Annotated in this window: 8 protein-coding genes and 1 tRNA gene; 7 read left to right on the forward strand and 2 right to left on the reverse strand. The window is 69.4% G+C overall.

All coding sequences use genetic code 11. The annotated features are described in order from the left end of the window. The 5 genes from B7767_RS00970 to B7767_RS00990 all read left to right on the forward strand — a co-directional run. Nucleotides 1-399 (forward strand): DUF721 domain-containing protein (locus B7767_RS00970; protein ID WP_085570401.1); only part of this gene is annotated, 399 nt, incomplete at its 5' end. Nucleotides 400-831: 432 nt separating this feature from the next. Then, a complete protein-coding gene (gene gyrB / locus B7767_RS00975; RefSeq protein ID WP_179166993.1) occupies nt 832-2,892 on the forward strand; it encodes a DNA topoisomerase (ATP-hydrolyzing) subunit B in 2,061 nt (686 codons plus the stop codon). Nucleotides 2,893-2,934: 42 nt separating this feature from the next. After that, on the forward strand, nt 2,935-5,529 hold the full coding sequence (gene gyrA / locus B7767_RS00980) for a DNA gyrase subunit A (protein WP_085570403.1): 2,595 nt from the start codon (nt 2,935-2,937) through the stop codon (nt 5,527-5,529). Between the two features lie 18 nt (nt 5,530-5,547). After that, nucleotides 5,548-6,294: a DUF3566 domain-containing protein gene (locus B7767_RS00985; RefSeq protein WP_085570404.1), complete on the forward strand. Its 747-nt coding sequence runs from the start codon at nt 5,548-5,550 to the stop codon at nt 6,292-6,294. 121 nt (nt 6,295-6,415) lie between these two features. Next, nucleotides 6,416-6,492, forward strand: a tRNA-Ile gene (locus B7767_RS00990). Nucleotides 6,493-6,546: 54 nt separating this feature from the next. On the opposite strand, the gene B7767_RS46085 is transcribed toward B7767_RS00990, so the two are convergent. After that, nucleotides 6,547-6,756: a hypothetical protein gene (locus B7767_RS46085; protein ID WP_085570405.1), complete on the reverse strand. Its 210-nt coding sequence runs from the start codon at nt 6,754-6,756 to the stop codon at nt 6,547-6,549. Nucleotides 6,757-6,974: 218 nt separating this feature from the next. Continuing rightward, entirely contained in the window at nt 6,975-7,343 is a 369-nt protein-coding gene (locus B7767_RS01000) for a DUF6344 domain-containing protein (RefSeq protein WP_085570406.1), read from the reverse strand. 339 nt (nt 7,344-7,682) lie between these two features. Here B7767_RS01000 and B7767_RS47210 point away from each other — a divergent pair, with 339 nt between their 5' ends. Together B7767_RS47210 and B7767_RS01010 are read left to right on the forward strand one after the other, a co-directional pair. Then, on the forward strand, nt 7,683-7,811 hold the full coding sequence (locus tag B7767_RS47210; RefSeq protein ID WP_003999697.1) for a DLW-39 family protein: 129 nt from the start codon (nt 7,683-7,685) through the stop codon (nt 7,809-7,811). Between the two features lie 139 nt (nt 7,812-7,950). Then, nucleotides 7,951-9,291: a hypothetical protein gene (locus B7767_RS01010; RefSeq protein WP_256923278.1), complete on the forward strand. Its 1,341-nt coding sequence runs from the start codon at nt 7,951-7,953 to the stop codon at nt 9,289-9,291. The last annotated feature ends 14 nt before the right edge of the window (nt 9,292-9,305 follow it).

Here is a 9,305-nt window from a genome sequence, read left to right on the forward strand (position 1 = left end):
CGCGGCGGCCTGCGCTCCGGCGCGCGCGCCGACCGGCGCGACCCGATGGCGCTCGGCCCGGCGATCAACCGGCTGCTCAGCGAGCGCGGCTGGGAGGCCCCGGCCGCGGTGGGCGGGGTGATGGGGCGCTGGCCCGAGATCGTCGGCGAGGACGTGGCCAAGCACTGTGAGCCGGAGCGGTACGACGAGGACGAGCGGGTGCTGGTCGTGCGCTGCGACTCCACGGCGTGGGCGACGAATCTGCGGCTGCTCGCGCCGACCCTGGTCGCGCGTCTGAACGAGGACCTCGGGCACGGCACCGTGCGGCTGATCAAGGTCGTCGGCCCCGGCGGCCCCGCCCGTCGCTTCGGGCCTCTGCGCGCTCCCGGAAGCACGGGTCCCGGGGACACGTACGGGTGACAGGGCGCCCGTTTCGGGCCCTTCAGCCCTACGTGATGGACATCACAACACGGGTCTCGGCGGTGCTGTCCGGCCGCCGGTGCCCGTTTCGTCGCGGCACCGCACACGGTTGCGAATCGCCACCTGACTCCTAAGTAGCCAAGGGTTGACGGCCCGAAGCGCTGAGTGCCCTCGTGGGGCTCTTGGAGCCCCCATCCGCATATCGGGAGTCGGACGAGACCGGTTGAGGGCGGCACATGCGGACTCAGGTACCGGCAAACCCCCATCGATGTCAGTGCTACCGGTAGAATGGAAGACAATCCCGCCCCGAACGTGGGGACCGCCCGGGAAAAGCTGAGCAACGCTGATCAAGGCTTACCAACGCAACATGCCGCAGCCGCTCCGGCAACCTGCCGACGAGCCCGGCTCGTGCTGTGCCAGAAAGGGCGCTTCGTGGCCGATTCCGGCAACCCCAACGAGAACATCCCGTCCACCGACACCGGCGTCAGCGACGCGGCGAGCGCCCCGACCGGCGAGGGCGCCACGTCGTACGACGCCAGTGCCATCACCGTCCTCGAGGGCCTGGACGCGGTCCGTAAGCGACCCGGTATGTACATCGGGTCGACCGGCGAGCGGGGACTGCACCACCTGGTGCAGGAGGTCGTCGACAACTCGGTCGACGAGGCGCTGGCCGGTCACGCGGACACCATCGACGTCACGATCCTGGCGGACGGCGGCGTCCGCGTCGTCGACAACGGCCGCGGCATCCCGGTGGGCATCGTCCCCTCCGAGGGCAAGCCCGCCGTCGAGGTCGTCCTGACCGTGCTGCACGCGGGCGGCAAGTTCGGCGGCGGCGGCTACGCGGTCTCCGGCGGTCTGCACGGCGTGGGCGTCTCCGTGGTCAACGCGCTGTCGACGCGGGTCGCCGTCGAGGTCAAGACCGACGGCCACCGCTGGACGCAGGACTACAAGCTGGGTGTCCCCACCGCGCCCCTCGCCAAGCACGAGGCCACCGAGGAGACCGGGACGTCGGTCACCTTCTGGGCCGACGGCGACATCTTCGAGACCACCGACTACTCCTTCGAGACGCTCTCCCGGCGCTTCCAGGAGATGGCGTTCCTCAACAAGGGCCTGCGCATCAACCTCGCCGACGAGCGCGAGTCGGCGAAGGCCACCGCCGGTGCGGACGAGGCGGGCGAGGACGAGAAGCACGAGGTCAAGGCCGTCTCGTACCACTACGAGGGCGGCATCGTCGACTTCGTGAAGTACCTCAACTCCCGCAAGGGAGAGATGGTGCACCCCACCGTGATCGACCTCGAGGCCGAGGACAAGGACAGGCACCTGTCCCTCGAGATCGCGATGCAGTGGAACGGCGGCTACACCGAGGGTGTGTACTCCTTCGCCAACATCATCCACACCCATGAGGGCGGTACGCACGAAGAGGGCTTCCGCGCGGCGCTCACCTCGCTCATCAACAAGTACGCGCGGGACAAGAAGCTGCTGCGCGAGAAGGACGACAACCTCACGGGCGACGACATCCGCGAGGGTCTGACCGCGATCATCTCGGTCAAGCTGAGCGAGCCGCAGTTCGAGGGCCAGACCAAGACCAAGCTGGGCAACACCGAGGTGAAGACCTTCGTCCAGAAGGTCGTCTACGAGCACCTCAACGACTGGCTGGACCGCAACCCCAACGAGGCCGCGGACATCATCCGCAAGGGCATCGCGGCGGCCACCGCGCGCGTGGCGGCCCGCAAGGCGCGCGACCTGACCCGTCGCAAGGGCCTGCTGGAGTCGGCGTCGCTGCCGGGCAAGCTGTCCGACTGCCAGTCGAACGACCCCACCAAGTGCGAGATCTTCATCGTCGAGGGTGACTCCGCCGGCGGTTCGGCCAAGTCCGGCCGCAACCCGCAGTACCAGGCGATCCTCCCGATCCGCGGCAAGATCCTCAACGTCGAGAAGGCGCGCATCGACCGGATCCTGCAGAACCAGGAGATCCAGGCGATGATCTCCGCGTTCGGCACCGGTGTGCACGAGGACTTCGACATCGAGAAGCTCCGCTATCACAAGATCATCCTGATGGCGGACGCCGACGTCGACGGCCAGCACATCAACACCCTGCTGCTGACCTTCCTGTTCCGCTTCATGCGGCCGCTGGTCGAGGCCGGACACGTGTACCTGTCCCGTCCGCCGCTCTACAAGATCAAGTGGGGCCGGGACGACTTCGAGTACGCGTACTCCGACCGCGAGCGCGACGCGCTGATCGAGATGGGCCGCAACGCCGGCAAGCGCATCCGCGAGGACTCCGTCCAGCGCTTCAAGGGTCTCGGTGAGATGAACGCCGAGGAGCTGCGCGTCACCACGATGGACCAGGAACACCGGGTCCTCGGCCAGGTCACCCTGGACGACGCCGCCCAGGCCGACGACCTGTTCTCGGTCCTCATGGGCGAGGACGTCGAAGCCCGCCGCGCGTTCATCCAGCGCAACGCCAAGGACGTCCGCTTCCTCGACATCTGAGTCGGTCTCAGCTGACCGCACCAGGAAGGACCTTCACCAGCAATGACCGACGAGAACACTCCTGTGACGACGCCCGAGGGCGACGCCCTGGCCATGCGCGTCGAGCCCGTCGGGCTCGAGACGGAGATGCAGCGCTCCTACCTCGACTACGCGATGTCCGTCATCGTCTCGCGTGCGCTGCCGGACGTCCGTGACGGCCTCAAGCCCGTGCACCGCCGCGTGCTGTACGCCATGTACGACGGCGGCTACCGCCCCGAGCGCGGCTTCTACAAGTGCGCCCGCGTCGTCGGCGACGTCATGGGCAACTACCACCCGCACGGCGACACCTCCATCTACGACGCCCTGGTGCGCCTCGCCCAGCCCTGGTCGATGCGGATGCCGCTCGTCGACTCCAACGGCAACTTCGGCTCGCCGGGCAACGACCCGGCGGCGGCCATGCGGTACACCGAGTCGAAGATGGCTCCGCTGGCCATGGAGATGGTCCGCGACATCGACGAGGAGACCGTCGACTTCACGGACAACTACGACGGCCGCTCCCAGGAGCCGACCGTCCTGCCGGCCCGCTTCCCGAACCTGCTGATCAACGGCTCGGCCGGCATCGCGGTCGGCATGGCGACCAACATCCCGCCGCACAACCTGCGCGAGGTCGCGGCCGGCGCCCAGTGGTACCTGGAGAACTTCGAGTCCTCGCACGAGGAGCTGCTGGACGCGCTCATCGAGCGCATCAAGGGCCCCGACTTCCCGACCGGCGCCCTCGTGGTCGGCCGCAAGGGCATCGAGGAGGCGTACCGCACGGGCCGCGGCTCGATCACCATGCGCGCGGTGGTCGAGGTCGAGGAGATCCAGAACCGCCAGTGCCTGGTGGTCACGGAGCTGCCCTACCAGACCAACCCCGACAACCTCGCGCAGAAGATCGCCGACCTGGTGAAGGACGGCAAGATCGGCGGCATCGCGGACGTCCGCGACGAGACGTCGTCCCGGACCGGCCAGCGCCTGGTCATCGTGCTGAAGCGGGACGCGGTCGCCAAGGTCGTCCTGAACAACCTCTACAAGCACACCGACCTGCAGACGAACTTCGGCGCCAACATGCTGGCGCTGGTCGACGGCGTGCCGCGCACGCTCTCCCTGGACGCGTTCATCCGGCACTGGGTGAACCACCAGATCGAGGTCATCGTCCGCCGTACGCGCTTCCGGCTGCGCAAGGCCGAGGAGCGGGCGCACATCCTGCGCGGCCTGCTGAAGGCCCTGGACGCCATCGACGAGGTCATCGCGCTGATCCGGCGCAGTGACACCGTGGAGATCGCGCGCGGAGGCCTGATGGACCTCCTGGAGATCGACGACATCCAGGCCAACGCCATCCTCGAGATGCAGCTGCGCCGGCTGGCCGCCCTGGAGCGCCAGAAGATCGTCCAGGAGCACGACGAACTCCAGGCGAAGATCAACGAGTACAACGAGATCCTCGCCTCCCCGGTCCGCCAGCGCGGCATCGTCAGCCAGGAGCTGGCCGCGCTCGTCGAGAAGTACGGCGACGACCGCAAGACGAAGCTGATCCCCTACGAGGGCGACATGTCCATCGAGGACCTGATCGCCGAGGAGGACATCGTCGTCACGGTCACGCGCGGCGGCTACATCAAGCGCACCAAGACCGACGACTACCGGGCCCAGAAGCGCGGCGGCAAGGGCGTACGCGGCACGAAGCTCAAGGAAGACGACATCGTCAACCACTTCTTCGTGTCCACCACCCACCACTGGCTGCTGTTCTTCACCAACAAGGGCCGGGTCTACCGGGTGAAGGCCTACGAGCTGCCCGACGCCGGCCGGGACGCGCGCGGGCAGCACGTGGCGAACCTGCTGGCCTTCCAGCCGGACGAGACGATCGCCCAGATCCGCGCGATCCGCGACTACGAGGCGGTGCCCTACCTGGTCCTGGCCACCAAGGCGGGCCTGGTGAAGAAGACGCCGCTGAAGGACTACGACTCCCCGCGCTCGGGCGGTGTGATCGCGATCAACCTGCGGGAGCAGGAGGACGGTTCCGACGACGAACTGATCGGTGCCGAACTCGTCTCGGCCGACGACGATCTGCTGCTGATCAGCAAGAAGGCGCAGTCGATCAGGTTCACGGCGACCGACGACACACTCCGTCCCATGGGCCGCGCGACCTCGGGCGTCAAGGGCATGAGTTTCCGCGAGGGGGACGAGCTGCTCTCGATGAATGTTGTTCGACCCGGTACGTTCGTGTTCACTGCCACGGACGGCGGGTACGCGAAGCGGACCGCCGTCGACGAGTACCGCGTCCAGGGTCGTGGCGGCCTCGGTATCAAGGCTGCCAAGATTGTCGAGGACCGCGGCACCCTCGTCGGCGCGCTGGTGGTCGAGGAGACGGACGAGATCCTCGCCATCACGCTGTCGGGCGGTGTGATTCGTACGCGAGTCAACGAGATCAGGGAAACCGGCCGTGACACCATGGGCGTCCAACTGATCAATCTGGGCAAGCGCGATGCCGTGGTCGGCATCGCCCGTAACGCCGAGGCCGGGCGCGAGGCGGAGGAAGTCGACGGCGACGTGGCCGTGGACGAGACCACCGACGGGGACGCGACCACCAGTACGGACGAGGGTGAGGCGCCCTCGGCCGAGTAGCACGAGGAGTGAGTCAGCGTGAGCGGAGCCACGGGCGCCGGACCGACCGGTACCAACAGGGGAACGGACGGCGGCGGCCGTGGCTCCGCCGCGCGGGCGGCGGATCCCCACACGACCAATCTCAAAGCGATCAAGGCGCCCGTCAAGGACGCCTCCTCGTCCAGCAGGCAGGGATCCCAGGGGGGAACCGTGACGGACACCCGAGGCCCGCAGCAGGCCGCGCCCGACCAGGGCGCCGCCGCTCAGACGGCCTCACCACTGCCGGGGGAACGGCAGTCGCAGCAGCAGGCGGGCCCGTACCACCCGCCGCAGGCCTACCCGGCGCAGGCCGGTACGGCGGCCGGCCAGACCGGCGCGGTACGACGTCCCCGCACGGGGGCGCGCACCACCCCGCGCGTGCGCAAGGCACGTCTGCGGGTGTCGAAGGCCGACCCGTGGTCGGTGATGAAGGTCAGCTTCCTGCTCTCCATCGCGCTCGGCATCTGCACGATCGTCGCGTCCGCGGTGCTGTGGATGGTCATGGACGCCATGGGCGTGTTCTCGACGGTCGGCAGCACGATCTCCGAGGCGACCGGCTCCAACGAGTCGAACGGCTTCGACCTCCAGTCGTTCCTGTCGCTGCCCAACGTCCTGATGTTCACGACGATCATCGCGGTCATCGACGTCGTCCTGGCGACGGCGCTGGCGACCCTCGGCGCGTTCATCTACAACCTCTCCGCGGGCTTCGTGGGCGGTGTCGAGCTGACGCTGGCCGAGGACGAGTGAGCTGCTCACAGCGGTCTCTCCGCCCGTTTTGAGGGCCTCGCGACAACCGATTTTGGGACTGCCCCGGTCGTGCGCTAATCTTCAGGAGTCAGCGCGCGGGACACACACCGCAAAGCGCGGCGGGGCTATAGCTCAGTTGGTTAGAGCGCATCCCTGATAAGGATGAGGCCACAGGTTCAAATCCTGTTAGCCCCACCAGTGAGAAGACCCCCGACCGATCATGGTTGGGGGTCTTGTCGTTCACGGGTCGCATCAGCCGGTGAACGGCGCCCGGGGCCTCGTCCAGAGGGACGCGAACCGGGCGGCGACCCCGAGAGGGGCGCGGGCGAGGCCGAAGGCCAGGCGTGTGCAGGCCGGCATCTTGAAGATCCTGCGCCTCCGGGTCCGGTGTGCCGCGAAGCAGGTGAAGCCGACGACGGCGAGGCGCGACAGGGTGATGAGGACGAACCCGGACGCTGCCACGACTTCTCCGATCCGTCCGCCCGCACCCGTAGCGGCAAACCACGGCAGCGGTCGCGGTGGCCGGTGTCCGTCCCCCGCCGTACACAGCGAAGAAGACCCCGGTCGGATGTCGACCGGGGTCTTCTGGTGTCGGCTCGGGCCGTGGTGCGGTACGCGAGTTCGCCAGGACTCGGGGAGGCGGCGACGGCGCGAGGAGGGAAGTGGCGGAGGCCCCGCGGTCAGCGCTGGAGGGGGATGCGGCCGGTGGCGGGTTCCGCGCGGGTGGACGTCGTGTCGTCGGAGCAGTCCGCGGAGTCGGACTCCGCCGTCGTGTCCGCGGCCGGACGGTGCCGGCAACTGGGAGACTTGCCGTGGGCCTCGGCGTGGATGCGCTGTTTCATCGTGGGGGGCAGGGCCCTGGCCACCGGCCGGGGCCGCAGGGACGTCGTCGGCGCCGACACGTTCGGGGTGCTGTCGCTGTTGCGCGTCTTGTCGGTCTGCGGTACGGCCGCGGAAGCGGTCGTGGTGATGAGTCCGAGCGCCGTGCACAGCGCGAGGAAGGCGGTGACGATGGCGTTCCACAGCTTCATGACCTTGTTCCTGGCCATGGCCCCTCACTTTCGGGTTGGGCGATTTGCGTACTTTCCTCATGATGTGTATGGGGCTCGCGAAGTGGTGGACCGACGCTCGTGGCGCGTGGATGTTCAGATGAACACCACACGGATGGGTGCATGGGCGGGGAAAAGATGCGGAAATGGCGGAGAAGCCGCCAAAGTGACCGTCCGTGCGGATGTGATCACCCTCCGGCCGGATCGCCGCACTCCGCTTCTACTGTGCCGTGCCGTAGGGCAGTTGGAGGGGCCGACGCAGGTCACCGATCGGTATCGACCGGTGTGTATAGTCGGGCGCCAGAGGTCCCCTACGTCAAGGAAAGACGAGGTCGCGCGGTGAAGAAGCTTCTCCTGGTCGCACTGGCCGCCATCGGCGGGCTCCTCGTGTACCGCCAGATCCAGGCGGATCGCGCCGAGCAGGATCTGTGGACGGAGGCGACTGACTCCGTGCCCACGGGTTCGTGAGTACCGATATCCGACGCTGAACAGACCCCGGCCGCCCACGCGGTCGGGGTTTTGTGTGTGCCGGGGGCTTGTCGGAGGGCCTCGTCCGCGGGGCAGGATGGGCGCGGTGCGACGTCCGGGCGACGACGAGGGGTGGCGCGTGAGGGGACGGCGGGGTACGACCCGGGCCGGGCACGGCGGGCTCTCGGCCGGCGGACGCGTGGGCGTGGTGACGCTCGCGTCCGTGACGGTGCTGGGACTGACCGGTGTGCTGCCGGGGCGGGTGGCCGTCGCGGACGAGGCCGCCGACGACATCGGGGCCTATGCCTTCGCCGAGGACGCGCGGAGGGTCGACGGGACCACGAGCACCGCGGACGCCGTGGAGCTGGAGCCCGGCCGCACCTACCGGAGCACCCTCCCGGCGAGCGGTGCGGTCCACTACCGCCTCGAACTCGACGCCGCCACGAGCGCCTACGTCTCCGCCACCGCCGTGCCCCCGGCCGGCCGCACCGCCTCGGTCATCGACGGGGTCAAGGTGTCCGTGCAGGACGGCGAGGGCCGCTCCTGCGACGTGGACACGGCGAGCTTCGGCACCGCCGGCAGCCGGCATCCGGTCGCCGCGTGGGCGATGCGGGAGATCTCCCCCAGGAGATCGCTCTGCCAGGAGGCCGGCACGTACTACCTGAGCGTCGAACGCGTCGACCCGGGCGGGGCGGGCTCCTCCCCCGGCCCCTGGGAGATGGAGCTCACCGCGGTGGCGGAGCCCCCTGTGGAGCAGGCCGGTGCGACGAGTGCGCCGACGGAGTGGAACTCCGCCCCGCCCCAGCCCCTCACCGGGAAGCCCGAACGACGCTCCGGGGGCGCCGGCTTCGCCCGGGCCACCCCCGTCGGCCAGGGGGCCTGGCGGGACGACATCCGCCCCGGCCAGACACTCTTCTACGAGGTCCCCGTCGACTGGGGCCGGCAGCTCCACGCCACCGCCGAACTGGGCGGTTCGAGCAAGGGCGTCAGAGGCTATACCGCGGCCGCGCTGGACCTGGACCTCTACAACCCCGTACGCGGACGCGTCGTGGACGTGGGCGTCGGCTACGACGGCAGCCGGAAGGCGGAGAGCCTCGCGCCCCTCCCGCCCGTCGCGTACGCCAACCGGCACGCCGCCGGCCGCCAGGTCGGGGCGATGCGGTTCGCCGGCTCCTACTACCTCGTCGCGCACCTCTCGGCCGCGGTGGCGGACGACTTCGGCGAGGGGCCCGTCCCGCTGACGCTGCGGGTGCGACTGAGCGGCGCGGCACAGGACGGGCCCGGGTACGCGGGGGAGTCCGTGCCACGGGGCGTCTTCGCGGTCACGGAGGAGGACCGGGAGGCGGCGGCCGAGGGCCAGGACGCGGGCGACGACGCCGCCTTCCGGGCGCTCGCGGTGGGCGGCATCGGCACGGGCACCGCACTGCTGGCGGGGCTCGGTGTGTGGACGCTGGCGGCCCGGCGGCGGGCCCTGCCGTAGGCCGTGGACGGCTC

Source organism: Streptomyces sp. 13-12-16, assembly GCF_002114215.1.
In the GTDB taxonomy this organism is placed as follows: domain Bacteria; phylum Actinomycetota; class Actinomycetes; order Streptomycetales; family Streptomycetaceae; genus Streptomyces.